Origin of the sequence: Streptomyces virginiae (genome assembly GCF_041432505.1) — a bacterium.
GTDB lineage: Bacteria > Actinomycetota > Actinomycetes > Streptomycetales > Streptomycetaceae > Streptomyces > Streptomyces virginiae_A.
Genome location: NZ_CP107873.1, coordinates 70,429 through 95,933, shown reverse-complemented (window position 1 = coordinate 95,933; position 25,505 = coordinate 70,429). Strand labels below are relative to the sequence as shown.

Annotated in this window: 22 protein-coding genes and 1 CRISPR repeat array; of the genes, 17 read left to right on the top strand and 5 right to left on the bottom strand. The window is 69.9% G+C overall.

The genetic code is table 11. From position 1 onward, the window contains the following. Positions 1-192 precede the first annotated feature (192 nt). From OG624_RS42540 to OG624_RS42470, 15 genes are all read left to right on the top strand, one after another. Entirely contained in the window at positions 193-906 is a 714-nt protein-coding gene (locus tag OG624_RS42540; RefSeq protein WP_331719642.1) for a hypothetical protein, read from the top strand. Between the two features lie 46 nt (positions 907-952). Further along, the gene (locus tag OG624_RS42535; protein WP_331719641.1) at positions 953-1,375 is read left to right on the top strand and encodes a hypothetical protein; all 423 of its coding nucleotides are present in this window, start codon (positions 953-955) and stop codon (positions 1,373-1,375) included. A gap of 692 nt (positions 1,376-2,067) precedes the next feature. Beyond that, the gene (locus OG624_RS42530; protein WP_371640972.1) at positions 2,068-2,601 is read left to right on the top strand and encodes a hypothetical protein; all 534 of its coding nucleotides are present in this window, start codon (positions 2,068-2,070) and stop codon (positions 2,599-2,601) included. Positions 2,602-2,897: 296 nt separating this feature from the next. After that, entirely contained in the window at positions 2,898-3,473 is a 576-nt protein-coding gene (locus OG624_RS42525) for an ATP/GTP-binding protein (protein ID WP_331719639.1), read from the top strand. 39 nt (positions 3,474-3,512) lie between these two features. Further along, positions 3,513-4,205: an SAF domain-containing protein gene (locus OG624_RS42520; RefSeq protein WP_331719638.1), complete on the top strand. Its 693-nt coding sequence runs from the start codon at positions 3,513-3,515 to the stop codon at positions 4,203-4,205. After that, positions 4,202-5,134 (top strand): hypothetical protein, encoded by a 933-nt coding sequence (locus OG624_RS42515; protein WP_331719637.1) that lies wholly within the window; start codon positions 4,202-4,204, stop codon positions 5,132-5,134. Before OG624_RS42520 ends, OG624_RS42515 begins: the two co-directional genes overlap by 4 nt. After that, complete coding sequence (locus OG624_RS42510) at positions 5,127-6,692, top strand: CpaF family protein (RefSeq protein ID WP_331719636.1); 1,566 nt, start codon at positions 5,127-5,129, stop codon at positions 6,690-6,692. Before OG624_RS42515 ends, OG624_RS42510 begins: the two co-directional genes overlap by 8 nt. 136 nt (positions 6,693-6,828) lie before the next feature. After that, entirely contained in the window at positions 6,829-7,749 is a 921-nt protein-coding gene (locus OG624_RS42505) for a type II secretion system F family protein (protein ID WP_331719635.1), read from the top strand. Continuing rightward, a complete protein-coding gene (locus OG624_RS42500) occupies positions 7,746-8,636 on the top strand; it encodes a type II secretion system F family protein (protein WP_331719634.1) in 891 nt (296 codons plus the stop codon). The genes OG624_RS42505 and OG624_RS42500 overlap by 4 nt, the downstream gene beginning before the upstream one ends. 18 nt (positions 8,637-8,654) lie before the next feature. Continuing rightward, a complete protein-coding gene (locus OG624_RS42495) occupies positions 8,655-8,840 on the top strand; it encodes a hypothetical protein (RefSeq protein ID WP_331719633.1) in 186 nt (61 codons plus the stop codon). A gap of 27 nt (positions 8,841-8,867) precedes the next feature. Next, the gene (locus OG624_RS42490) at positions 8,868-9,290 is read left to right on the top strand and encodes a TadE/TadG family type IV pilus assembly protein (RefSeq protein WP_331719632.1); all 423 of its coding nucleotides are present in this window, start codon (positions 8,868-8,870) and stop codon (positions 9,288-9,290) included. Next, positions 9,287-9,730: a TadE family protein gene (locus OG624_RS42485; RefSeq protein WP_331719631.1), complete on the top strand. Its 444-nt coding sequence runs from the start codon at positions 9,287-9,289 to the stop codon at positions 9,728-9,730. The genes OG624_RS42490 and OG624_RS42485 overlap by 4 nt, the downstream gene beginning before the upstream one ends. Beyond that, positions 9,727-10,185: a pilus assembly protein TadG-related protein gene (locus tag OG624_RS42480; RefSeq protein ID WP_331719630.1), complete on the top strand. Its 459-nt coding sequence runs from the start codon at positions 9,727-9,729 to the stop codon at positions 10,183-10,185. Before OG624_RS42485 ends, OG624_RS42480 begins: the two co-directional genes overlap by 4 nt. An 8-nt stretch (positions 10,186-10,193) precedes the next feature. Further along, entirely contained in the window at positions 10,194-13,664 is a 3,471-nt protein-coding gene (locus OG624_RS42475; protein ID WP_331719629.1) for a LysM peptidoglycan-binding domain-containing protein, read from the top strand. A gap of 335 nt (positions 13,665-13,999) precedes the next feature. Beyond that, positions 14,000-15,532, top strand: coding sequence for a hypothetical protein (locus OG624_RS42470; RefSeq protein WP_331719628.1), 1,533 nt, complete (start codon positions 14,000-14,002; stop codon positions 15,530-15,532). 303 nt (positions 15,533-15,835) lie between these two features. Here the strand turns inward: OG624_RS42470 and OG624_RS42465 are convergent, their stop codons facing one another. After that, on the bottom strand, positions 15,836-16,483 hold the full coding sequence (locus OG624_RS42465) for an HNH endonuclease family protein (RefSeq protein ID WP_331719627.1): 648 nt from the start codon (positions 16,481-16,483) through the stop codon (positions 15,836-15,838). 375 nt (positions 16,484-16,858) lie between these two features. On the opposite strand from OG624_RS42465, the gene OG624_RS42460 reads away from it, so the two are divergent. Together OG624_RS42460 and OG624_RS42455 are read left to right on the top strand one after the other, a co-directional pair. Next, positions 16,859-17,113 carry a hypothetical protein gene (locus OG624_RS42460; protein ID WP_331719626.1) on the top strand — a complete coding sequence of 85 codons (255 nt, stop codon included), beginning with the start codon at positions 16,859-16,861 and terminating at the stop codon, positions 17,111-17,113. Between the two features lie 424 nt (positions 17,114-17,537). Continuing rightward, positions 17,538-18,467, top strand: a complete 930-nt coding sequence (locus tag OG624_RS42455; RefSeq protein ID WP_331719625.1) for a hypothetical protein — start codon at positions 17,538-17,540, stop codon at positions 18,465-18,467. Positions 18,468-19,719: 1,252 nt separating this feature from the next. Continuing rightward, a CRISPR array of direct repeats spans positions 19,720-20,170; the repeat unit is 23 nt; unit sequence ATCCCCGAGCGCGCGGGTCGTAC. A gap of 92 nt (positions 20,171-20,262) precedes the next feature. Here OG624_RS42455 and cas6e read toward each other — a convergent pair. The 4 genes from cas6e to casB are packed head-to-tail and all read right to left on the bottom strand — an operon-like array spanning position 20,263 to position 25,490. Continuing rightward, positions 20,263-21,102 carry a type I-E CRISPR-associated protein Cas6/Cse3/CasE gene (gene cas6e / locus OG624_RS42450; RefSeq protein ID WP_331719624.1) on the bottom strand — a complete coding sequence of 280 codons (840 nt, stop codon included), beginning with the start codon at positions 21,100-21,102 and terminating at the stop codon, positions 20,263-20,265. Then, positions 21,099-21,956 (bottom strand): type I-E CRISPR-associated protein Cas5/CasD, encoded by an 858-nt coding sequence (gene cas5e / locus OG624_RS42445; RefSeq protein ID WP_331719623.1) that lies wholly within the window; start codon positions 21,954-21,956, stop codon positions 21,099-21,101. The genes cas6e and cas5e overlap by 4 nt, the downstream gene beginning before the upstream one ends. Beyond that, positions 21,953-23,380: a type I-E CRISPR-associated protein Cas7/Cse4/CasC gene (locus OG624_RS42440; RefSeq protein ID WP_331719622.1), complete on the bottom strand. Its 1,428-nt coding sequence runs from the start codon at positions 23,378-23,380 to the stop codon at positions 21,953-21,955. The genes cas5e and OG624_RS42440 overlap by 4 nt, the downstream gene beginning before the upstream one ends. Before the next feature lie 28 nt (positions 23,381-23,408). Beyond that, positions 23,409-25,490 (bottom strand): type I-E CRISPR-associated protein Cse2/CasB, encoded by a 2,082-nt coding sequence (gene casB, locus OG624_RS42435; protein ID WP_331719621.1) that lies wholly within the window; start codon positions 25,488-25,490, stop codon positions 23,409-23,411. Between the last annotated feature and the right edge of the window lie 15 nt (positions 25,491-25,505).

Below are 25,505 nucleotides of genomic sequence, written 5' to 3'. Positions count from 1 at the left end.
GCCCCGCAATTCTTAACCTCGTGGAAAGTTCTGGACGGGATGAGGCGCCAGAACTTTCCGTGGTGGAAAGTTCTGGCGCCTCATCGAGGAGCTCGACTCGCGAACTCCTCGAAGCGACGCGCCGTCAAAACTTAAGCTCAGGGAAACTTTTGGGATAGGCTCCCCCTGCCTGAACAGCAGAGGAGGGGCTCAGTGACGCCTGAACCGCCGGCGCGAGCACAGCGCCGGCACAACCACGCCGCACCCGCCGAGGTGCCCCGCAACGGAGACGACGTCCTCGACGACATCGTCAGCCTGCTGGCCGGCCACATCGGACAGGCGACCAACGTCGCCCCTCCGCCAGCCAGAGGTAGGGCAACCCGCGGGGGGCCCAAGGTCCAGATCAACATCGACTACGGCGACACCGACCCTCGCAGCATCCACAACATGGCCGGCGAGATCGGATACAGCATCACGTCCAACTGGTTCGCCCAGTGGATGGCCAAGCTGCTCATCGCCGGAGTCCTCTCACGGTCCCAGGCCGGCGTCTTCCTGTACGTCGCCGGTGGCCAGAAGAAGGGCACCGGCATCGCCTCGTACACGCAGCAGCAGATCACCGACGGACTCAACGAGTTGCTGGACGAGTTGCCCCGGGCGAAGAAGATCACCCGTCCGACCGTCAACAAGGCCGTCAAGACGCTTATCGAGTGGGGCTGGCTGGAGAGCGCCGGTTATGGCCGCATCCGGCTCAACGTGACCCTCTGGTTCGCCGGCAACAGCGGCGAGCAGAAGAACGTCCTGGAAGAGATCGCGTCCGACCATGGCGACGAGCCCGAAGCCTTTCCCCACAAGGTCGGGCCGAAGTACCTTCCGGGCCAGCAGATGCTTGACTTTGAGGAAGCGCCCGTCAGGGGAGCGGCAGGATGACTGCCGCCCGCATACCTCGACGACACGACCAAGGAGACCCCACCCGATGCCCAAGCCCGTGATGTCCCCGCTCGTGACCGAACGGATTTGGGCGCTTCCGATCGGGGCCGCTGCGGTGAAGTTCCTGTCCTATCTCGTCTTCCGCAGTGAGATCGGATCCGGCAACCTGCCCTCCCAGCAGGCGATGTCGACCGAGTACAAGGTGAGCCCGGCTGCCGTGAGCAAGCTCTTGGACCCCCTCTTCGAGCTGAACGTGGTGCTGCGTACGCCGAGCGAGCGCAGCAGGCGCGCCAACAGCTACAGCCTGCACCCCCTCGCGGCGCGCTACGAGAGCGCCGAGGCCATGGACGATGCGTTCGCGCAGGCCTTGGACGACATGCGATCGGGCAAGCTTCCGCCCCTACAGCTGCCCGAGTACCAGGTCGTCCCTCCCGCACAGGGAAGGCCCAAGCTCCACCGCGTCGCCTAGCCGAACCAAAGAAGAAGGCCCCCACCGTGAGGTGGGGGCCTTCTTCTGCCTGAACAACAGATTGTCACCAGCATACGTCGATGAACCCGATCCGGTACAGCGGGCGCCGACCCGACATGAGGACACATCCGGCAGAGCGGACTGGTCGCGCCCCTTCGACGAGTCACGTGACCTCGCCGTGCGCTCTCGTGGTCGCCCCTTCGCGAGGTCACACCTGTCGAAGTTCTGCGGCAGAGCGGCTTCGGAACTCTGAGGAATGGTTGCGTTCGATCTCGGCCAGGTATATTCGATATTCAGCCATTTCAGGTTGCCTGTACGAACTGCAGATGAATCGACATTCTGAGTTGTCGAGTGAATGCCGAGCAGGCTGGTTCGACTGTCGAGGTCTCACGCTTCGGACTGAATTCCTAGAGGGCTCTGCTGCGGGATGGAAAAGTACCAGTTTGCGCCATCGGTACACCTGTGAACTGCGGTAATGGCTTTCGATGTTGGCCGCTCCTGCGTAACGTATGGGAATAGTCCGGTCGCTTGTGGCGGTTGCGCTTCACTCCGCCGAAAAACAGTCCGCAAAGGTCTGTACCAGGCGCATGGCTTTCTACGGGGAGGCAACGGAACCCATGGCACGACCTGATCAGCTCGGATGGAACCGCAACAGCAACCGAGCCATCCCTGCATTTCTGCTCCTTGTCTGTGTGAGCCTCACCGCGGCATGCACCTCGTCGAGCGACTCGGACAGTAAGAAGGACAAGGACGCGCCTCCTACTGCCACGGCCGCCCCGAGCAAGTCAGCCACGATCGACCCCACCGAGGCCGCGAAGGCTGACGCCCTGACCGCCTACAAGGCGTACTGGACGGAACTACCCAAGGCCTATGCGGTGCCGTCGATCGAGGGCACAGACCTCAAGAAGTACGCGGCCGCCGATGCTCTCAACACGGCGATGGAGGAGATCGCCAATCTGAAGACCAACGGCCGGGTCATGACCGGTGAGCCGGTGGTCTCCAACGCCACCGTGACCGGGGCGGAGCTGGAGAAGAAGACCCCCAACGTGTCCGTCTCGGCATGCCTGGACGTGTCCCATTGGAAGATCACGGACAAGAAGACCGGGCAGCCAGCACCCGTTTCCTCCAGCCCTGTCAGCAAGTACGTCGTCACGAGCCTGATGGAGCGCTGGGACGCTTCGTGGATGGTTCTCAAGTACGAGCTGCACGCGGACCAGCCGTGCTAGCGCGCCGATACGTCGCTCTTGCCCTCCCCCTCGCCGTGTCACTGGCTCTCCCCGTCACAGCCGAAGCAGCAAAGAAGCCGGGATGCGAGACCGGCTTCGTCTGTCCGATCGTCATCGTCCCCGGAGACCCCGGTGGAGGCACCGGCGGAGGAACTGGAGGCGGAGGTGGAGGTGGTGGAGGAGGAGACACCGGTGGAGGCGACAGCCGCTACACCTGCACCTACACCCTGGCCGACCCGCAGCCTGCGGACGACAGCGGCCTGTGGGGGCCTGAAGGTCGGAAGCCCGGTGTCTCCATGTATATCGAGGACTGCCTCGACAACGAGACCGGCATGCACGACATCAAGAACATCTTCACCGACGCCCCGCCTGGCGGCGGCGGTCCGGTGATTGACCCCGCGGTCGTCGCGCGGCAGGCGGTGGACAAGATGCGCCTGCGACCCCCGGCGATCGGCATCACGCCGAAGCCGGGTGGTAAGGGTGTGGTCGGCATGCCCGTCTACATGTGGACCGAGACCGGCCCCGAGACGTACGGCCCGAACGTGGCCTCGGCGTCCATCGGCCCCGTTTCGGTGACGGCCACCGCCCGGGTGTCGAAAATCGTGTGGAACATGGGCGACGGGAAGACCGTCACATGCACGAGCGCCGGCACCCCCTACAAGCCTGAGTACGGCAAGAACCCGTCCCTGGACTGCGGCCACCGCTACGACAAGCCGTCCTCCACCACCGGTTCCGGCACGTACCACGTGACCGCGACGTCCACCTGGTCCATCGACTGGCAGGTCACCGGAGGCGCCCAGGGCGGCCAGCTGACCGAGGTCCGCACGAGCGCCGTGGACATCAACGTCGCCGAGGTCCAGGTCCTCAACTAGTACGCGCACGGCTGCACTTCCCCGAGAGGCAGAACCCGAATGGAAACCCCCGCCGCCCCGCCGGTGCCGCGTCCAGCCGGCCCCCGCACCGAACTCCCCATCACCACCGCGGCCCCCGTGAAGCGGCAGCGCCGGTACGCCGCGGCAGCCCTGAGCACCGTGCTGGCCGTCGCCGCCGCACTCGGCGCGGCCGCCGCCGTGTCCGCGGTCGGTGACCGCACGAAGGTCCTGGCCATCGCGAACGACGTTCCGGCCGGACAGCCGCTGACGGACGCGGACGTCGTCGTCGCGGAGGTGTCCGCCGACGGGGCCCTTGCCCCGATGCCCGCCACCGACCGCGCGAGCGTCGTGGGTAAGCGCCCTGCCGTAGACCTACGCAAGGGCAGCCTCCTCGTCGCCGGCCAGCTTCAGCCCGGCACCGGCCTGGGCGACGACAAGCAGCAGGTCGGCGTGCAGGTCAAGCGTGGCCAGGCCCCCTCCGGTTCCCTCGTGCCCGGCGACAAGGTCCTCGCAGTCACTGTCCCCGCCCAGGGCGAGCAGCCCACCGGCAAGGACGGCGCCGAAGCCCCGCCGACGTCGGTCAAGGCGGTCGTCGTTGCCGTCAGCAGGCCCGACGCGTCCGGCGCCGTCGTCGTCAACCTCGCGGTCGCGTCCTCGGACGGGCCCCTGCTGGCCACCCGTGCATCCTCCGGCCGGATCGCGCTGGTCCGCGACGTGCGGAGCGGATCGTGACGGTCACCGCGCTGGTGAGCGCGAAGTCGTCCGGGGTGACCACCAGCGCCCTCGCGATGACGCTGTCCTCCACGCGCCCCTCGCTGCTCGCCGAATGCGATCCGGCCGGAGGCACCCTGCGCGCAGGGTTCTTCCAGGCCCAGATCACGGCCGGGACCGGTCTCTACCACCTTGCCGTCGCCGAGCGCGCCGGCGAGGACGCCCTCGCGCAGGCCTTCGCCGACCACCTCGTCCGCCTCGACGCATCCGGGAACCGCCAGGTCCTGCCTGGCCTGACTGACCCCGCCCAGGCGCCCGCCCTCGAACGAAGCTGGCCCGCCCTGGCCCAGGTCATGCGGGTCCTGTCCGACGAAGGCGGCTACGACGTCATCATTGACGCCGGGCGCCTGGCCCTGGAGTCCGGCCGCCTCCACTCCACCCTCACGCCCGCACCGCTCCTCCACGGTGCGGACCTGGTGCTACTCGTCGTACGTGCCACCGACCAGTCTCTCGCTCTTGCCCGGCACATGACCGAGCCACTGCGCAACGAACTCACCGACCGCGGCAACAGCGCCGGCGCGCTGGGCGTCCTCCTCATCGAGAACGGCCCCCGCCGCCCCCACGAGGTTTCCGAAGCGCTGCGCTTGCCTGTCATGGCGGCGCTGCCCTGGGAGCCGGACACCGCCGCCTACCTCGCCGGCACCGGCGGCGCCCCGCGAAAGCTGCACAAGTCCGCGCTCCTGGGCGCCGCCCGCACCGCGCTCGGCCACCTCCAGGCGGCCGCCTCCCGGCGGGCCTTGCACCAGCAGTACCCGCCGACTTCCTCAGCGCCGACTCCTTCGGCTCTGGCCGCCCAGCCGCCGGCGGCCGCCCTCCCGGCACAGGCCACTCCTCAGGTTGCCGGGGTTCTTCAGCGCCTGGGCCAGGGACGGGTGGATCCCCGTGGCTGATACCCAGCAGCGCCCTGACGGCTCGACCGCGCACGGCCCCGCCGACATCGCCGGCCTGCTCACCGGCCGTATCGGCACGACCCGCATCCCCCAGCCTGCGGCGGCCACCACCCCGGCTCCCGCCCTGCCGGTCCCCGCCCGCCCGGCGGCGGCCGCCAGTCCGGGCGCGGTCCCGAAGCTGGCCGGGCTGCCCGGCCAACTGCCGGTCGCTTGGGAGGTGATCGAGGCCCTCCAGGCCGAGGTTTCCGCCGAGCTGTCCGCGCACGACCCCAGCCGCCTGCTGGAAGAAGACGACCGCCGGGCTCAGGCTCGGTCCATGGTGACGAAGGCCGTCGCCAAGTGGTCCACGAAGTACTCCCACGGCAAGCCCGCGCTCTCGCCGGCTGAGGAACACGCCATCGGGGCGGCGGTGTTCGACGCCATGTTCCGCGGTGGTCGCCTTCAGGGCCTGCTCGACGAGGAAGGCGTCGAGGACGTCATGGTCGACGGGCTCCGCGCGCACATCGAGTACTACGACCGGCCCCGCCGCAGTATCGACCGCGTCGCCGACTCACACGCCGAGCTGATCACCTGGGTCAACCGCATGGCCGGCCTGTCCGGCCACGGCGAGCGCGCCCTGACCCAGGCCACCCCGAACGTCGGCTTCCGCATGCCCGACGGGTCACGCGTCACCGCGAGCCTGCTCACCACCCGCCCGTCGGTGGTCATCCGAAAGCACCGCATCCGCCAGCACGGCATCGACGAGCTCGTCCAGTGGGGCTCCATCAACCCGCTGCTGAGGGCCTTCCTCCTGGCCTGCGTCCAGGCGAAATTGAACATCCTGGTCGTCGGCGACATGGGCGCCGGCAAGACCTCCCTCCTGCGCGCCCTCGGTCGGGAGATCCCGCCCGGCGAGCGGATCGCGACCCTGGAGTCCGACCGCGAGCTCTACCTCGACGAGCCCGGTCCACCGGACAAGCCCGGCCCGCTCACGTTCGCCTTCGAGGCCCGCCAGTCCAACGGCGAAGTCCGCGCGGGCAGCTCCTCGGGCGAGGTCACCATCGGCGACATGTTCCCCACCGCCCTGCGCTACAACGTCAACCGGGTGATCGTCGGCGAGGTCCGCTCCACCGAGGTCCTCCCCATGCTCCAGGCCATGTCCGCGGGCGGCTCCGGCTCCATGTGCACCCTGCACGTCCGCCGCCCCCACGCGATCATCTCCCGCCTCGTGCAGCTGTGCACCGAGGCCGGCATGCAGACGGAGGCCGCCAACCACTTGATCGCCTCCGCGATCGACGTGGTCGTCTACCTCACCTACCTCGACGAGACCGCGATCGGCGGCCGCAAGCACCGCTTCGTCTCCCACATCTACGAGGTCCACGACGTCGTCGGCGAAGGCGGCCGCCCCACCACCAGCGAACTCTTCGCCCCCCACGGCGACGAACCCCGCGCCGTGTACCGCAACATGCCCAGCTTCATAGACGTCCTGGAGCGCACCGGCACCTTCGACCGCCACTGGCTGACCCAGAACCCCGAAGGCGCCTGGGGCCCGCCCATGAAGTTGGTGAAGCGGCGATGACCAACCTGGAGAACTCCAGTGCCCCGCGCAGTCGCCTGCATCGCCGCCACCCTCACGTGAGTGGCGCTGGTCCTCGCCGGCCCACTCGTGTGGCGGGTTCACAGCTGATGATCGAACCAGAGACCCGGGAGGTGCGGTGAATTCCTCGCAGCTGGCTCTCGTAGCCGCGCTGTGCGCCCTCGTCATGGTCCTCGCCGGCCTGATCGCCGTACGCGAGTGGCGCGGCCGTGTCGTGGACCCGGCGAAGCCCGCCTCCCGCCGCGCCAGCCGGATCCGCGCGGCCAAGGCGAGCCTGCCCGAGGCGTGGCAGCGCCGCTGGCGCGCCGTGGTCACGACGGCCGGTATCACCGTGCTCGCGGTGTGGGCGTGGACCGGGTGGCCAGTCCACGGTGTCCTCGCAGGCGCCGCTGTCCTCGGCTTCCCGTTCCTCTTGAACCCGGGCACGGCCGCCGAGCAGCGCATCGAGCGCCTGGAGGCGATCGGGCAGTGGCTCAACGGCCTGGCAGGCATCCACACCGCGGGTATCAGCCTCGTGCAGACCATCCGAGCCAGCGCACGCAACGCCCCGGCACCCATCGCCGCCAACGTGCGGGCGTTGGACGAGCGGCTGCGCTCCGGCATGGACGCCAAGCAGGCCTTCGCCCTGTTCGCGGACGAGCTCGGCGACGGGGTCGTGGACCACGTCGCGTTGCTCTTCCAGTCGCACGCGGCGAACATGGGCCCCGGCCTCGCGTCCGCGCTGGAGGCGCTCGCGGTGACGATCCACCAGCAGGCCGCCGACGCCCGCGACATCGAGTCCGACCGCGCCAAGATCCGCAAGTCCTCGCGCATCGTCTCGATCGTGATCTGCATCGTCTTCGTCGGCTGCATGCTCAACGAGGCCTGGTCCGCCTGGTACCAGAGCGGCATGGGGCAGATCGCCCTCGCGATCCTCGGCGGCCTCTTCGCCTGGACGCTGTCTTGGCTGCGCCGGGCGGCCGCCACGAAGCCGGACCCCCGCCTCCTGAACCCCCTGACCCCGGCGGAGCCGGCCACCGCGACGGGAGCCGCCCGATGATCCCCATGGAAGCGGTTCTGCCCGCGGCGGCCGCCGGAGCCCTCACCGGCGTGGCCATCCGCGCCCTGTGGCCGGCCCGGCCCGACGTCGTCTCCGTCATGGACCGGCTCGACGCCGACCACATCGCGCGCCGGCCCCGGGTCACTGCCACCAGCACCGGGTCCCTGCCCGAGAAGGTCGGCACCCGCCTCCTAGCGGGCTTCGGAGAGCGGATCACCCTGCCCGTCAGGGACCTCAACCTCCTGCGGATCAGCCCCGCCGAACACCTGGGCAAGCGGGCCCTGTTCGCGCTGTACGGGCTGGTCCTGCCGCAGCTGGCCGGTGCGCTCCTGTCCATGCTCGGGGTGAGCCTGCCGTTCGTCATGCCGGCCGCCGCAGGCCTCGGTCTAGGAGCCCTGTTCTGGCTGTGGCCCGGCCAAGAGGTCAGGAAGGAGGCCGCGGCCGCGCGACTCGTCGTACGGCACGCCGCCGCCTCCTACCTCGACCGCGTCGCCCTGGCCCGCATCGCCAACAGCGGCGCCGCCCAAGCCCTGACCGACACGGCGGACGTCGGTGACGGCTGGATCTTCGAACGGATGCGACAGGCGTTCTACGAGGCCGACCTCGCCGGCGTCACCGTCTGGGACGCCCTCAAGCAACTCGGCGAGGAACTCGACATCCCCGAACTGACCCGGCCCGCCGACACCCTCGCCCTCGCGGGCGACGGCGCCGCCGTCTACACCACCCTCCAGGCTCAGGCCCGCCAGCTGCGCGTCGCGATCCTCTCGGACGCCAAGGCCCAAGCCAACGAGGCGTCGACCTCCATGGTGCTGCCGGTGACCTTCGCCGTGCTTCTCATGCTGGTCTTCGTGATCCTTCCGCCCATCGTCACCATGTTCAACGGCTGATCCACAAAGGAGAACACCATGTACATCCGCGCCCTGACGACCGTCCTCGCCGCCCGCTGGGAGCGCCTGAAGAACGCCGGCGACGCCGGTCAGACCTCGGCCGAGCTCGCCGTCATCGCGGGCGTCGTCATCGCCATCGCCATCGCGGTCGTCGCCGCGATCAAGACGTTCACCGACGCCAAGCTCCCGCTCATCAGCGGCTGAGCCACCCACCAGGAGGAAGGAAGCGGTGTGAAAGACCAGGTCGGCAACCGGTGGCGGCGCCTACGCGCACGCCTGCGGGACGGGGGCGATCGAGGATCGGGCAGCGTGGAGCTGGCCGTCCTCGCCGTCGTGGTGCTGTTCCTGGTCTTCGCCGCGATCCAGACAGGCATGTACTTCCACGCCCGCTCCGTCGCCCGCTCCGCCGCCACCCAAGGAGTCGAGGCCGGCCGCCAGATCGGCGCAGGCCCCGGCGACGGCGTAGCCCAGGCCCAGGAACTCCTCGCGAAGTACAACAGCGTCCGCGGCGCGAGCGTCTCCGCCGAGGGCAGCGGCGCGGAGCAGATCCGCATCACCGTCCGCGGGACCGTCGCCACCCTGGTCCCCGGCTTCGAATTGGACGTCGTCCAGAGCGCTGAGGCTCCCGTCGAACGCTGGGTGGAGGCGCAGTGAGGCGGGCCCGACGCATCAACTGGCGCGAGGACCAGGGAAGCTATTCGGTCGAGACAGTAATCCTCGCCCCGGCCATCATCGCCCTCATGCTGCTCATGATCGCCTTCGGACGGGTCACTGATGCCTCCGGCGCCGTGGACGGCGCCGCCCGAGCGGCCGCCCGCGCCGCCTCCCTCGAACGGGAAGCCGGCGCAGCGCAGGCCGCAGGGTCCGCCGCGGCGACCCGCAGCCTCAACGGAGAGGGCATCCACTGCGCCTCATCCAGTGTCTCGGTCGACACCTCCGGGTACGGCCTCGACCTCGGCCAGGAGGCCACCGTCCGCGTCACAGTTGCCTGCACCGCGCCACTCGGCGAGATCGGACTTCCGGGTCTTCCGGGATCCCGTACGCTCCGGGCTTCGTGGACCAGCCCGATCGACTCCTATCGAGGCCGCCAGTGATCACCGCCCTCACCCGCCGCGTCAGCGCCCTGCGGGACCGGATCCGCCACGGCGAAGACCGGGGGTCACTGTCGCCGTTCTACGCGCTGAGTGCCATCGGCATCATCATGATCATGGGACTGCTGGTCGACGGAGGCGGCGCCCTCAACGCGACGAACAAGGCCGCCGGACTCGCGCAGGAGGCCGCACGCGCGGCCGGCCAGCAGCTCAATGTCCCGGCCGCCGTCCAGGGCACCGAGATCACGGTGGACCCGGACGCCGCCGTCGCCGCAGCCCAGGACTACCTCGCTGCCCAGAACGTCAGCGGCAACGTGACTGTCACCGATGGCGGCCAGCGTCTCGAAGTCACCGTCCACGACACCTACACCACGTTGTTCGCGCAGTTCGTGGGTAGGTCGACGATCAGCGTGTCCGGCACGGCACACGCCCGACTGCACACCCAAGCCGGAGGCTGAACCAGCCCATGAGCACCTTCGTACGCCTGCTCCGCGCCCTGCTCGGCCTCGCCGTCCTGGCCGCCCTCATCGCCGGCATCCCCCTCGTCCTGCTGGCCGTCGGGTATCAGCCCACCGAGTTCGCCGGCGGATGGGATCTCCTGACCCAGCAGGACGACGGCCGGCTGTTCTTCACGGTGCTCACGACCATCGGCTGGATCGGCTGGGCGCTGTTCACCCTCTCCGCCCTCGTCGAGATCGTCGCCCTGTTCCGCGGCCGCAAGGCGAAGCGGATCAGGGGCCTCGGCGGGATGCAGTCCTTCGCAGGCCTCCTCATCGGCGGCCTCGTCCTGATCGCCCCCACCGCGGCCTCAGCCGCGACCACCGGTACGGCCGTCGCGGCGACCGCCGTACAGACCGCGGGCACCAGCAGCGCGGCGACGGCCCAAGCGGCAGTCGCGGCGGAACAGGACGCCTGGCCCACCCACACGGTCACCGGCGACTCCGAGCTCCCCTGGGACCTGGCGGAGCAATACCTCGGCAGCGGGCCGCGCTGGAAGGACATCGCCGCCCTCAACCCGAGCGTGCCGCAACTCGCGGCCGGCGACCAGTTCCTGCCCAAGGGCACAGTGATCCGGCTCCCCGCCGACGCCAACATCGCCAACCCGGCCGCCCCTGTTCCGGCACCCGCCCAGGCCGCACCGGAGACGGCCGCGCCCACGCAGCAGCCCGCGCAGAACGCCCCCAAGGACGAAAAGCCCGCTGCGGCCGACGCCGATCATGTCGTCAAGTCCGGTGAGAACCTGTGGGGCATCGCCGACGAGCACGGCGACCCTGAGGACTGGCCGAAGATCTTCGAAGCCAACAAGGGCAAGCCACTGCCCGGCGGCGGGACCTTCGACAACCCGGACCTGATCGTCCCCGGCCAGAAACTCACCCTCCCCACCGCAACCGCCCCGGCCCCCGCTCCCGACAGCCGGCCCGCCCCCGACACCAAGACCCCCACGCCGGACACGGCGAAGGACACCCCCGTACCGGCGGCACCCGCCCCCGTGCCCTCGCAGTCCGCCACGCCTGCGCCCGCCGCTTCCGCCCCCGCTACCGCGCCCACCACAACCGCGCCCGCGCCCGCGCAGGACGGCCAGAAGGCGGACACCGCCCAGCAACCGCAGGACACCGACGAGGCCCTGGCCCCCGCCGCCGTCTGGATGGGAGCCGGCGCCCTGGCCGCCGCCCTCATCGGCACACTCGCCACCCGCCGCATCCTCCAGCAGCGCCGCCGCCGGCCCGGCCGCCGCATTCCCATGCCCACCGGCAGCGCCGCCGCCACCGAACAAAGCCTGCGCGCAGCCCAACACCCCACCGGCTTCGACCTCCTCGACGCCGCCCTGCGCACGCTGGCACTCAACCTCGCGGCAGCTGAGCGCGACCTGCCCGTGGTCACCGCCGTCGTCCTGCACGAGCAGAAGGTCGAGCTCCACCTCGACGACGACGTCCCCCCGATGAAGCCCTTCTCAGGCAGCGCCGGCCGCACCGACCTGTGGACCTGCCCGGCCTCCAGCCCCGACCTCGCCGACCACGACGCCCTCCAGGGCGCCGACGCGCCCTACCCGGCCCTGGTCTCCCTGGGCTGGGACGGCTCCGGCCGCCTGGTCCTCGTCGACCTGGAGTACGTCGGCGTCCTCCACCTGGACGGCGACGCCGACCACGCACGCCACGTCCTGCAAGCCATCGCCGTCGAACTCGCCAGCACACCCCTGCCCGGCCATCTGGAGATCACCGCGCTCGCCGACACCGCACCCGGGCTCGACGACGCAGCACCCGAACGCGTCGCCCGCACCGACACCCTCGCCGCAGCGGTCGCCGAACTGACCAGCCACACCGCCGACCAACGCCGCGCCCTAGCCGCACTCGGCGCACCCACCCTCCGTGCCGCCCGCCTCAACGAAGACGCCAGCGGCTCCTGGACGCCCCACATCCTCCTCGCCGCCGAGCTCCCCGAAGGCGCCCGGACCGACGCGCTGCTCGACCTGATCACGGACCAGCCGCGGGTCGCCGGCGCGGTCGTCACGGCAGGCGAGAACGCAGACCTGGCCCCAGAAGACGGCTGGACCCTGCACTGCGCGGGACCGGACGAGACCATCGTCCTGCCCGGCTCCGGCCTGCCCATCAAGCTCCAGGGCCTGACCGACGCCCACTTCGCCGACGCGATCGAGCTGCTCACCCTGTCCGCCGCCGACACCGACGTCCCCGCTCGCGACGACTGGCTGGACGGCCTCCTCGACACCGACGAGCAGGCGGAAGAGGACCAGGCGGAGCCGGACAAGGATCACGCCGGCGAGGAAGATACGTCGGACGACGCCGAGGAGACCGGCGACGACGAAGCGACGCAGCCGGAGACCGGTGCCGACGAGGACGGGATGCCGGACGAGTACGCCGACATCGAGCAGGAGGAGCTGGAGAGCGCGCACCAGACCGAGACACCGGTCCCGACTGCAGCCCACACGGACGAGGCAACCGACGACCAGGCCGAACACGACACCGGTGGCCCCACGATCGCGGACCTCTTCCATCCTCCTGCCGCTCCCGTCCCTGCCCCGGCAACCGCTGGTCCCGAAGCCGCCCCGGAGCTGACCAAGGAAGAAGCCGCCCCGGCCGAGGCGAGCCCTGAGGCCGAGAACCTCGGCCCCGCCGCCCTCCCGGTGCCCGCCCCGACTCGCGCCGCTGACGACACCGAAGCCACCGCGCCGACCGTGCTCCTGCTCGGGCGAGTGGTCATCGAGGGCGCCGCGGGCCGGATCGACTCCAACCGGCAGAGTGCCGCCGTCGAACTCGTCTCCTACCTCGCGCTCAACCCCGGCGCCGACCACCACGCCATCGACGACGCCTTGTGGCCGGGCCGCCTGGTCAACAAGCAGATGCGCAACGCCGTCATCAGCCGCACCCGTTCCTGGCTCGGCAAGGACACCAACGGCGAGGCCTACTTCCCGCGGGTCCAGGACACCGGCGACAGCCGCTACCGCCTCGCCCAAGCCGTCACCTGCGACTGGCGGACCTTCCAGAACCTCGCCCGCACCGGCCTCGCCCGCCACGACGAGGACGGCGACCTCGCCCTGCGCCGAGCCCTCGCCCTCGTCCGCGGCCGCCCCTTCGCCGCCATCGACCCCCAGCGCTACGCATGGGCCGAGCCGGCCGTCCAGGAGATGGTCTCGGCCGTCGCCGACGTCGCCTACGAACTGTCCACCCGCCGCCGCGAGGCCGCCGACCACACCGGCGCGCTCTGGGCCGCCCACCAAGGCCTTATCGCCGCCGAGGAGAACGAACTCCTCCACCGGCAGGTGTTCCTCGCCCACCATGCCGCCGGCGACATGGACGCGCTCCGCGATGCCGCAGCCCGGCTGGCCCGCATCAACGAAGGCCTCGGCGGCGGAGTGGACATGGAGGCGGAGACGGCTCAGTTGCTCAGCACACTGCTACCGCGCACGCCGGTGACTCGATAGCGATGTAGGTTCCGCGATTCCGCGAGCAATTCCGCGTGATCATGAGCACTGTCCGAGCAATTCCGCGGTCCAGTGAGCAATCGATCTCCCGACCTGCGGTTTCGTGCGGCTCTCGTGCGCAGAGGTCCCGCCCGCCGGTCCGGATTGCTCGTGATCCGCCGACGGACGCCCCCGCCAGCAGTGCTCACCATCGCGGACGCCGCAGGTCAGAAGCGTGCGAGTGCTCACGAAACTTCGGAACCTACAAGCGACCAGTCGTGTCGAGAGATCACGTAAGGGAAGCAGAGGCGAAGCCAGGCGCCACCGGGCCTGGGGCTCACAAAGGGGGGAATACTGTGCGGCAGGTTCACCGAGCAGAACAGCTGTTGCCGGGCGACTACCTGAGGACCGGTTACGGGCGATTCACCGCCGACGGCTTTCGCGCGGGCGAGTACTACGCCCGCATCGAGCACGTCGAGCACATCGACCGCCCCGATTTCCTCCTGCCCGACAGGAGTTCCGGGCCGGACCACAGGCTGAAGAGAGTGGTGGGGGTTCGCGTCCAGGGAATGCCCGGACCCGTGCTCCTGCGCCCGGGCGACCACCACGCCGCCGGCGCCATCGACGAGGAGCGACAGCGATGGGACCGGCTCAATCCGACCTGGCCGGAGCACAACGCCGCAGTGTTCGCCGGAGGCAAAGCGCCGGCGGCACCACGGTGGGACCGCATCGGAGCCGTGGGGCCGGACTCCACCCGATCGAACCCTGGCAGCGCGATCGAACGCAGGCCGGAGTCGTTCGAGAAGCTTGCCGGCGCCCTGTGCGTGGGCGACTACCTGCAGACCCAGACCCACCGATTCCCCGCCGAGGACATGGGTCTCGACGAAGGCTTCTGGCGGGTGGAGTGGATCGCCCACATCGAGGGCGCCGCACTCCGAACCCTGCTGGCCGACCCCGACTGGGCGCGAGGCAGGGTGACCCTGGCTCACGTCTACGGCATCTCGGGGGTCCTGGTCATCCCCGAGACCAGCGTGAGGGTGCTCCTGGTCCCGAACCCCGAACGCCTACGCAACGATCTGGACGGGCCATGGCACCTGAGGCCCTACTACGAATTCGCCGGTGCCACAGTGCCCGACGACGCCGACCAACAGCGAAACGACGCCGCCCTGCGCCCACAGGCCCCGGCGGACGAAGCCAACCTCTACCCGAGCAACTTCTCCGACCCCGCGGACCGCACCCTCTTCCTGCACGGCGAGACCGGAATCCGACCCGTGCCCGTCTCGCGGCTGCCGTGGCCGCACCGCCTGTCCAAGTGCCCGCACTTCCCACGCGCGGAAGCCATCGAGAAGACCTACCCGCACGACTGGTACGCCGGACAGGTCGCCCACGCGGAACTCTTCACCCGCCTGACACCCGCCGACTTCGCCGCCTGCCCCTACCACCAAGGAGACTGGGCCGCGATAGCCGAGGCCGCCACCGCATACGCGGCCGTCGATCCCGACGACGACTCCGAGCACGGCCGAGCCGCGCACACCATGGAGCACCTCGACGAACGCGAACGCACGTGGGCCCGGGCATTGGTCCAGGACCCCATCTGCTGGGACGACAACCACGACAGCCTCACCAACGGCCAACACCGCACCTGCGCGCTACGCGCTGCCGGCGTCCCGTACCTGCCGGTCGAAGGCCGACACCTGCCCGACACGGCCCAGCCCGACGCCATGGACGCCCGCACGCACGCCCAGCACACGGTCCGCGAGTTCTGGCGAGAAGTGCTCGCTGCTGCCCTCGGCCCCACGCACCCGCTGGTGAACACAGCGCTGCCCCTGCTCCTGCGATTTCCGGCTCTACGGTCCCTGCTTTCCACGGTGCAAGAGCGCAAGGAGTAGAGGCAGATCTCCGTCCGATGGTCGGACCGGACAGCAGTGTGATCCATTTGCCGGGGGAGAACCCCCTGACCGGGTGGGTTCCGGTTGTCCACCGAGCGCGTCAGCCGGCGGGCCCGCCGGGAAGACGTTGGAATCGTGGTTGCGAGGAGCCGCCGCGCTGGAACGGCAGCTCCCAGCCCCGTGGCGCTGTCGGCTGTGGGCAGGCCCGGCAGCCGTCACACGTCGCCGGTGACCGCCCCGGCCGGCAGCATCGAGCTTTCGGGGCTTCGACCGAAGGCACACGTCCATCGGGGCCCGGCGGGGTCAGGCGGCGGGGTCGTATGTGATGCGGGCGTTGGGACAGTCGGCCGCGTACCGCAGGAGTGCCTCGCGCTCGGCAGGGTCGACGGCGAGGCCCCAGCGGTGCTTGGTGGCAACCCATTCGCCGAGGTACCGGCAGTGGACCGCGGACATCGGCATCCAGGTGGCCGGGTCCTGGTCGGACTTCTGCCGGTTGGAACGGGCGGTGACGCCGACAAGAGTGACGTCGGAGCCGAGGTCGTTGGCGTAGCGTCGGCGGCGCTCGGTGGTCCAGCCGTAGCCGCCGCTGTCGTGGACTTCGGCGAGCGGGACCATGTGGTCGATGTCGATGCCGGACGGGCCCTGGACGAGGACGTCGTCGTAGTAGGAGTGCCACACCCCTCCGGTCAGGGAGCAGCCAGCCCCTACAGTTGGGGCCTCGATGGCCTCGGCGATCAGGACGTCGTTCCGCGCGCTGCAGCCGTTCCGGTCGTCGTCCTTCCAGTGCGGGTACAGCTCCCGCTTGTAGCCGTCACGGATCTCCTCTGCGATCGGCAGCGCAGTGATGCCGTCGATGAGGGTGACCTCGTCGGCCTGGGCGGGGGAGGCGGGGGCGAGTACGGCGAAGGCGAGGGCAGCGGCCAGGAGGCCACGCCGGAAGTTTGTGATCATGAACCTGGTGATACCGGCTCAGCAGTGCACCGATCGAGCCGCGATCGGACGTCTCACTCCACCGGGGGAGGGGATTCACCGCAGAACCGTGCCTGCTTCCGCCGATCCACCCGAAGGCGGTCGGCGACGGTCTGTCGAGGACCTCACCCCGCTGGCGAGTGACGTCGGAGCCGCCGGAGAGTGTGCACCCCGGCGTGGCGGACGACCCGGTCGATCATCGTGGCGGCCATGACGATGTCGGAGAAGTCTCTCCCCGCGATCAACGATGCGATTCGGAGATCGTGGCGACTGATCGCAAGGGGACACCCGGGGCAGGAGGAGATCCTCGGCGAGTGGCTACGGGGCCCTGTCGTACCCGCCGCCTAGGATCCGGGCGTGGCAGACGAACAAGTAGACGAACCAACGGCCCGGCAGAGACTCGTCGAGCTCAAGTTGGCCAGCGAGGCAGCGCGCGCCGAGGCGCTACAGGGGCCGTACTCGGCGGAACGGTGGCGCCACTGGCAGGAGGCGGCGGCCGTCTTCGGTGACGCGGTGACGGAGCACGCCAAGCAGTACGGGCTGGAGAATCGATTCAAGCTGGAGAAGGACGTTGTGACGAAGGCGCTGCACCCGAGCCCGCCTGAGGACTGACAGACATCACCCCCGGTCCGCTGACGTGCAGATGCCCCACCCTGGGTGGAGGCGGCAAGGCACTGCGGCGGGCCAGCATGGCGGTGTCCGCGCGGTTCGGGGTGGCCTGCGATGTCCGGGCCACGCGGGGCGGTGCGCGTCGGCCGGTGCGCCGGGAGCGGTGGCCCCGGCGGACTCGGCGTGCCGGCCCATCATCCGTAGCACTCGGCCGCACCAGGGCGGCCCCTTCCCCCACCAGGGTGCCGACGGCGTGCTCGCCGAGGACGGCGCCTCCAGCGCAGGCTCCAGCAGCCGGCTTTGTAGGTCAGTCGCACGTCTCACCTACGCAGCCAAGTAGATGCCAGCGCAGCCCGGCGCGCCCGTCACAGCCCGCGCGGCCTTGTGAGGCGCTGGCCGTACGGTCTCGGCTCCGGCACCCGTCGACGTGACGGCCGGGATTGCCTGGACCAAGCAGATCTCCGGCGCCCCCCTGAACGGCAAACCGCTGACGGACGACACCACCCGGCTCGCCTTCCTCACCGGCGACGTCCTCGCCGTCATGACCCCGAACACGGTCGTCGGGCTGCGCCTCGACGGCGCCGAAGCCTGGACGTGGCGCAACATCGGCGTCGCGCTCGACAAGTACGTCCTGAACTGGGACATGACCGCCCACCAGTACCGGATCATGGTCATGATCGGTATCGAGGGCGGCCCTGAGCTGTGGAGGTACTGGGTGTCCACCCTCGATGCCTCGGGCAAGGAGGTCTCCAAGGAGCCCGTCCCCATGCCTGTGCCTTCCAAGGGCGACGTCAGTCTGGTCGGGGCTGCACCCATGACTGCGATCGTCAGGCCCTACAGCTTCGACAAGGTCACCAAGCCGGAGCTCGTCACCTTCAACCGGGACGGCAGCGTGGCCCGGCGCATTCCGCTCGCCTCCGCCGCGGGCGAGATCCGGCTGAACCAGAGCAAGCGCCTCGGCAGGGCCAAGCGCTTCGACATCGCCTTCAGCGGCCCCACCGCCTACCTCGTCGCGGGCAACCCCGCCAGTAGCACGGCTCCCATCCAGATCGTCGCCCTCGACCTGGAGAGCGGCGCCACGCTATGGACCGAGGCGGTCGACACCGTCACCAACCCCCGGTTCCTCGGAGTCGACAAGGACACCGTGTACGTCCTGGCAGGGAAGATCTCCCAGGACATGCCCGTCTACGCCTACACGGCAAAGGACGGCACGCGGACCCAGATCAGCACCGTGAAGGCGACTGGCGAGCTGCTGTCCGTGGAAAGCCTGATCATCGACTACAACGCGGGAAGTCTTGCCCTGACCGAACCCGGGCAAGGGCCGAGCGGAACCATCATGTTCCGCCCCACCTCCTGACAGACGCTCGCCGATGGCTCCGCGCCGCTTGCAGCCGCCGCCCCCATCGCCCTCCGCGGAGGGATCGGACGGTGGGCACCGGGGGGCGACCTGCGGCGGCGCACGCCGTAGAGCAGGACGTGGAGGCTGAACGAGGCCGACCGTCTGAGTGCGGGCCGGGGCCCCGGCAGGCTCAGCAGCGCATCGGCTTTGGGTTTCCCGACCAGTCGCTTGCAGAGCGAGCACCGAGCAGGCGGGTCGTACTCCTTGCCGCGGCGCACGGTCATGCGGCGCCGGGAGCGATTCCCGGACGCGCGGGTCGTACTCGCAGCTGCGGATCGGGCCCCAGCGGAACGTGGAGTAATCCCCGAGCGCATGGGTCGTACGGGACTTGCTTGTGGAAGAGGTCGCTATTTGAGGAGCGATTCCCGGGCGCGCGGGACGTACAACAAGTCGGGGAGGTCCGCGATCTTGCAGATGGAGCGACCCCTGAACACGCAGGATGCACAACGGCCACGATCTCTGCCTGGCCAACAAGTGAGGGCGATCCCCGAGCGCGCGGGTCGTACCGAAGCGCGCAGTCCTCGTACCTGACCCGCACCGAGCGATCCCCGAGCGCGGGTCGTACAACGCAACTCCCTCGATCCAGGTCCTTTTCGTGGAGCGATCCCCGAGCGCGCGGGGCGTAGGTGCCGGTCCAGTTGCCAGCGACGATCCGCAGGGAGCGATCCTCGGGCGCGTAGGTCGTACGAGGCTTGGACCGGCACGGACTACGTGGCCGTGGAGCGATTCCCGAGCGCGCGGGTCGTACATGGCGAGGCGGGACTTCTTCGACTGCCAGTTCGAGCGATCCCCGAGCGTGCGGGTGGTACGGCTTCGGCCGGGGATAGGTGCTTACGAGCATGGAGCGATCCCCGAGCCTGCAGGTCGTACGACTCCACGGCGCGCACGGTGGTCCGTACCCAGGAGTGATCCCCGAGCGCGCGGGTCGTACACCGCCATGTTCCACAGCAACGAGTCAACCCTGGGTCGATCCCCGAGCGCGCGGGTCGTACGCGTCCCGGGCGGCTTCGCTTATCAGATCCGTGGGTCGATCCCCGAGCGAGCGGGGCGTAAGACGCTTGGTACATGCTCACCGACCACCCGGCCGAGCGATCTCCGAGCGCGCGGGTCGTACAAGGAACCTGGCGCGTCATATCACCGCCGAAGGAGCGATCCCCGAGAGCACGGGGCATGCAGGGTAAGCCCCGACAGTGGGGTGTGCAGTGGGGGTGATCCCCGAGCGCGCGGGTCGTACAGAGCGTGTTGAAGTGCGTGGGTGGACTGCGGAGAGCGATCCCCAAGCGCGCGGTTCGTACAAGGCATGTGCCAGCCAGACGGCCGACGTCGTCGAGCGATCCCCGAGCGCGCGGGTCGTACCGCCAGCGCCCGAACATGGGCGTCGACCACGTCGAGCGATCCCCGAGCGCGCGGGTCGTACTACGCCGTCCGCTCGACAGCGGCGAGCCACGGGGGTCGATCCCCGAGCGCGCGGGTCGTACTCGATTCCGACGATGCCGCCGGGCCGGCCGTCAGAGCTATCCCCGAGCGCGCGGGTCGTACTTCCCGGAGCCGGGAATTCCGGTCAGCATGACGGAGCGATCCCCGAGCGCGCGGGTCGTACAACGCACCTCCAGGACGTTCACAAAGTGATGAGGAGCGATCCCCGAGCGCGCGGGTCGTACCCTTCGTGAACTGCAGCTTTCTGTACGCAATGCCGTGGTTTCGATGACTTGGATGCCTTCGGTGGCATCCGTGGGCCGACGCGCCCAGTTGGTCAAGGAGAGACCTTGTCGCGTGTGGGTCGTGCAGGATCGGGCTTCGGTGCGTCCGAAGTGTCCATGGGGGTTTGCGCGGAAAGGGGTGGAGCGGTCTGGTTGTGTGATTGCTGGTTGGTAGGCGCGGGGTGGTGGGATGTAGAGATCGGTTGTACGAGGAAGAGGCCACACCCGTAGGCGCGTTGACGGCCCAGCCCCTGGGTGAGGGTGCGGGCGAACGTGGTCGGGTCGGTCACGGTGAGGCGGCCCTGGACTTCGGATCGGGCGACGATGATGCTCTGGTCTGCCTTGTGCCCTGTGAGTGGGGGCAGGGTGCGTGCCTTGAGGTGCTCGGGCTGGGCGTTGGCGCCGATCAACGGATGGCGGGTGTAGTCGACTGCCGGGTCGGGTTGGAGGCGCTGGGTGAACCATGTCAAGGCTGCCGCCGGGGTGGTGTCGGTGGGCCGGTCGCGGGTGTAGCGGCCTTTGTGGTGCCCGTACCGGGCCGGTGTGACGGTGGTGCGGAAGGCGTACTGCTGTCCTGCCTGGATCGCCAGGTTGACGATGCGGGTCTGCGCGGGATCGGCGAGCATGTGGTGGTCCAGCGCGGTGGTGTCCGGGGGGACGACGGATTGGACGATGAGGGCCAGGGTGCGCTGGGCGAGATCGACGGCGCTGGTGTGCAGGACACCCATCAGGGCTCGGGCGTCCCGCTCGCCGTCGGGTACCCAGTGGCGGAACATGCCCATCACGAGCCGGTGGAGTTCGTGGGCGTCGGCCACGACCCGGGCGGTGCGTGGGTGGTTGAGTTCGAGTTCGATCAGGGTGTGGTGCACGACGACGCGTACGGGGGCGGTCACCGGTTCTCCTGGGGTGGGGTCAGGGAAAGGCGCTGCTCCCAGCGCATCGCCCGGGTACGTGTGTGGTTGGCGAAGCTGACGGGTTGGTCGTTGATGGTCGATGAGCCGGCGGTCCCCGGGTCGACTTCGACCCAGGCCGCGGTGGGGGCCGGCCGGGAGCGGGGGAGCAGCGGAGTGGTGGCGAGGACGTCTTCGAGGGTGCCGGGGCGGATTCCGTGGGCGAGGGGTTGGGTGGGGGCGCAGTGCTTGCGGCCGAGCCACAGGAGCCTGCGTGGGGTGTGGAGGCGGTCGGCGAGTCGGCGTAGGAGTGCCTTGTCGGTGGATTCGACGGCGGCGAGGAAGGCTGCGTCGGCGAGGTACCAGCGGCGGGAGACCTGCGGGTAGCGCTTGCTGTTGGTGGCGATCAGCGTGTGCGTGTCGGGATGGGGTGCGATGTTCTTGGGCGCGCTGTACCAGTCGGTGAGGCCGGGGCCGCGTAGGTGTCCGAAGGCGGGGCCGTGGTCTTCGGCGAGGGCGGCGGCCGCCCGGTCGGCGCGGGCGGGGTCGGTGATGATGTCACGGGGGCGCAGCGGGTAGGTGCCGCCGCCGCTGGTCTGGAAGTCGCTGGTGAGGCGGCCGGGGCGGTCGGCGCGGACGCCGAAGCGCAGGTCGGCGAGGTCGCTCAGGGGCAGGAAGTCGTCGGCGTCCTCGCGGATCTCGTCGCGGTCGTGGCCGTCGGCGGCGGCCAGGAGGCCGATGACGCCGCTCTTGGTGGGTCGGGTGAGGGTGTCGCGGTCGTTGTAGGGGGAGCGGTTGCCCCAGGACTGAAGGAGGGCTTCGAGCCGGATCAGGAGGATGTGGGGTGCCGGGGTCATGCGGGCTGTCCGACGGTGAGGTAGCCGCTCAGCTCGGTGGGGTGGTCGACCTCGGTGGGGTCGAGCCGACTTGTGTCGCGCAGGGTGTCGAGGAGCTCGATGGTGGCGAGGTCGTAGCTCAGGACGGCGCCGGGGTCGATGCGCTGCTTCTTGACGATCATGGAGTGGTGGCGCAGGAGTCGTTCGCCGGCCAGCAGGCTGGGGACGCCTTCTTCGCGGGTGATGGCCTTCTCGAAGACCGCGGCGTAGTTGTACGGGCGTGGTGCGGCGTGGGCGAGGACCAGTTTGGGCAGGGTGCCGGGTGCGGCGGTGGTGTTCTTCTTCGCGCTGGGCACGGCGTTGACGAAGGCGTTGAGGAAGGCGAGTTCGGCGTCGCGCGCAGCCTGTTCCGCGCGTTCGGGGTCCATGCCGCCGTTGAGCAGGTTGCGGCGCAGCTGGATGCGGTCGAGGACGCTGTGGGCGTAGAAGGTGCCGCTGAAGAAGTTCTGCTGTCCGGTCATTCCCGCGCCTCGCTCGTCGAGGGTGTAGGCGGTGGGCAGGTCACCGGCGGGCTCGGCGTCAGCGGCCTGGAGCCGGGTGAACGCGTCGGTGAAGTCGGTGCCCCGCCGTTGTCGTGCGATCTTGAAGTCGTCTGCGGCGCTGAAGAAGTCCCGGACGATCGAGGCGGGTTCCACGGACAGCGCCGAGGTGGTCTGGATCGCTCCGTCGACGTTTCCGGCGCCTGAGATTTCGGCGAGGAACCGGCCGTAGAGGGCGATGTCGATGGCGTCTGCCGGCGCCAGGCCGGTGATCAGCCGGGCCTTGATCCGGGCGGGCAGCGGCGGCACCTTCGTCTCCGCTGGCGTGGCGGCGGATTCGGCGGCGTCGTCCTCGGGCCCGCCGGAGTCGCTGTCCTTCTTGCCGCTCTTCTTGCCCTTGTGCTTCTTCTCCTTCTCGCCGGCGGCCACGGCCTCGGCGACCACGGCCGCCCATGCCTCCAGCTCGGCGCGGTGCCCGTGGATGATCCGGGCCAAGGCCGAGCCGGTCGTCTCGGGGGCGAAGAGCATCACCTTGGTCAGGAACGCGGTGTTCGGGGTGGACCCGAAGTTCAGCCCGATCCCGCGGAGCGCGGCGCGGGTCACTTCCAGCGCCGGCTCCGGTTCCCAGCTGTGCTCCTCGCGCAGTGCCTCGGCGATCCGCAGCGCCCATTCGCGGGTCCGTACCCCCCAGGCGTGCGAGGCGAGTGCCCCGGTGCCGAGGTTGGCCTGGTCCCGGATGTGCATGCGGTCGGCGCGGCGCTGTGTCTGCGGGCTGAGGATGACTCTCTCGGCATCCCCGTACACGGACGTCTTGGGCTCGCCGGCGTCGTCACGTACGAGCAGCACGTGGCTGAAGGTGGTCAGCGAGTGCAGGGACAGGTAGCGCACCGCAGCATCGATGTTCATGGAAACTCCTTCGGCAGGGGGCGAGGGTTCAGGCGGTCGGGGTGGTGGCAGCGGCTTTGCGCCGGGCCCGGGCGCCGGGGGTGTAGAAGCTCTCCCCCCAGCGTTCGCGCACGTCCTTGCCGCAGGTCCAACCCGCCAGGTCGTCGGCGAGGGTGGCCCAGTGAGGCGGGACGGCGTTCGCCGCCCGCAGCCGCTCAACGGCCCGCATGAGGTAGGTCTCCTCGACCTTGCGGCCGGTCATGACGAGCAGCCGGAAGAGCCGCTCCACACCGGGGTCACGGGCACCGCGGTCACGTCCTGCGCCGATCCTCCGGCATGCCGATCCCAGGTCGCCGGAACCGAAGATCCGTACGGGATCCGTGGTGGGGATGCTGCGGTGGTAGCGGGCGAAGAGGCGTGCGGTCAGCAGGTGGGCCCCCCGGTCCGCGTCGGTGGGGGCAAATCTCGTGGCCATGGCCTCGGCCTCGACCGTGAAGGGGTGCTCCGTCACCGTCAGGGCCTTGAGGAGGGTGTGATTGCGGGAGGTGACCAGGTCGGCCAACCAGGCGGCGAGCGCTCGGCTGCCGTCGGTCGGTACGGCGGGTGCGACGGTCGTTGCGGACACGGTGGCCTCCAGGAACTCGGGCGGGAATGCACGGGCGTTGGACAGGGCGCCGTCCAGGAAGGCCAGCGCCCGCAGGCGCGCCTGGAGCCCGGTGCCTGTCTCGGGCAGGCAGCTGAGCGACTCCTGCATGGACGTGCGCGTGGTCTCGACCAGACCGATGGCGAATCGCGCCCGGGCGGCCTTCTCGCAGTCGCCGGATGCGACCTCGTCCAGCAGCCGGCGGAAGAGGTCCTCGAAGCGGGCCCACAGCAGCGGAGCGGCCAGCAGCCGGGCGGCGAGCCGCTTGCGCTCGTCGGGCCGTACCCGCGGGAAGGCGATGTCCCGTGCCACTGCGGCAGCACCAGCTGCTGCTCGCTCGGCCTTCTCGCACCACCGGGCGCCGTCCGTCGCGGCCAGATAGAGCTCCTCGCGCAGACCTCCGACGAACGGGAACGTCTCGCTCACCCATCCGACGAAACTGCTCTTGGAGGTGAGAAGGCCGACGGCGAGGATCTCCACCCGCCGGCCCAGTTCCTCCAGCCGGGAGAACAGGTCGCAGCCCTTGGCGTTCTGCGGATCGGCGCCCGCGTAGAGGGCTGGCGACGTGCGCCACAGGGCCCGGTCGATGTGCGCCTGCTGAGGGCGCCCGGCCACCATCACCGCGTCCTGCAGCAGCTGGGGAGGCAGCGGCGTCATCAGCTCACCGGCACCCACCAGCACGCGGTCGACCACCACTTCGCCGTCGGCCCGCCGCACGGGCGCCAGGGCGACCGAGCGGCCCAGCCAACTGTGAAGGTCCGCAGGCCCGGCAACAGGACGCCCACGGCCTGCGGACGGACCGGTGAACACCCGCCGGTCCGGGCGAGGATCGGCCCACGAGAAGTTGAACCGACCGGCCGCCGACCGGGCCACCGGGGCGATGTTCAGCCGCAGCGTGTCCGCGAGGCTGGACCCGATCACCAGATTCCGGGCCCGCAGCGTGTTGCGGCTCGCGGCGCCGTAGGTGAACGCGCGTCCCATCCAGTTGTTCTGTGCCATCATCCGGCCACCGGTGTCGTAGCCGTGCAGCACCAGCATCGCCACCAGCGCCTCGTGGGGCGCCGGGCGCCGCTCATGGTGCAGATGGACATGCTCGACGAGCTGCGCGCCGTCACGGGCACGCTCGATGTCGAGCTGCGCCGGCCCATAGCCGTGCCTGCCCAGGAACGGGAGGAGGGCGGGGTTCTGGCCGAACGGCCGCTCAGGGTGGAACAGGTCCAGACGGCCGTCGTACTCGCTGCCGGAGAGCACCTTGGCGACCTCGTCCAGCGGGTGGCGATCCTCCACCCACTCACGCCACTGCTCCTGGGTGCGGGGGTGCACGCCGGTCTCGTACATGAGCCCGAGCAGCAGGTCGTGAAGGGCGATCAGGGCGCCGGGGCTCTGGTGGGCCAGGCCGGGAATGTCCTCGGCCCGCTCGAATGTCTCCAGCAGGTTGAGGAGCTGGAAGCGTTTTCCCAGGTCAGAGCCAATTGTCAGTGCTGGCATACACACTGAAACCCG

What these genes read in the sequence shown, in the direction of transcription:
- OG624_RS42535 (WP_331719641.1), top strand. Translation starts at nt 953, where the DNA reads ATGCCCAAGCCCGTGATGTCCCCGCTCGTGACCGAACGGATTTGGGCG.
- OG624_RS42475 (WP_331719629.1), top strand. Translation starts at nt 10,194, where the DNA reads ATGAGCACCTTCGTACGCCTGCTCCGCGCCCTGCTCGGCCTCGCCGTC.
- OG624_RS42520 (WP_331719638.1), top strand. Translation starts at nt 3,513, where the DNA reads ATGGAAACCCCCGCCGCCCCGCCGGTGCCGCGTCCAGCCGGCCCCCGC.
- OG624_RS42525 (WP_331719639.1), top strand. Translation starts at nt 2,898, where the DNA reads ATGTATATCGAGGACTGCCTCGACAACGAGACCGGCATGCACGACATC.
- OG624_RS42495 (WP_331719633.1), top strand. Translation starts at nt 8,655, where the DNA reads ATGTACATCCGCGCCCTGACGACCGTCCTCGCCGCCCGCTGGGAGCGC.
- OG624_RS42500 (WP_331719634.1), top strand. Translation starts at nt 7,746, where the DNA reads ATGATCCCCATGGAAGCGGTTCTGCCCGCGGCGGCCGCCGGAGCCCTC.
- OG624_RS42465 (WP_331719627.1), bottom strand. Translation starts at nt 16,483, where the DNA reads ATGATCACAAACTTCCGGCGTGGCCTCCTGGCCGCTGCCCTCGCCTTC.
- cas5e (WP_331719623.1), bottom strand. Translation starts at nt 21,956, where the DNA reads ATGACCCCGGCACCCCACATCCTCCTGATCCGGCTCGAAGCCCTCCTT.
- casB (WP_331719621.1), bottom strand. Translation starts at nt 25,490, where the DNA reads ATGCCAGCACTGACAATTGGCTCTGACCTGGGAAAACGCTTCCAGCTC.
- OG624_RS42440 (WP_331719622.1), bottom strand. Translation starts at nt 23,380, where the DNA reads ATGAACATCGATGCTGCGGTGCGCTACCTGTCCCTGCACTCGCTGACC.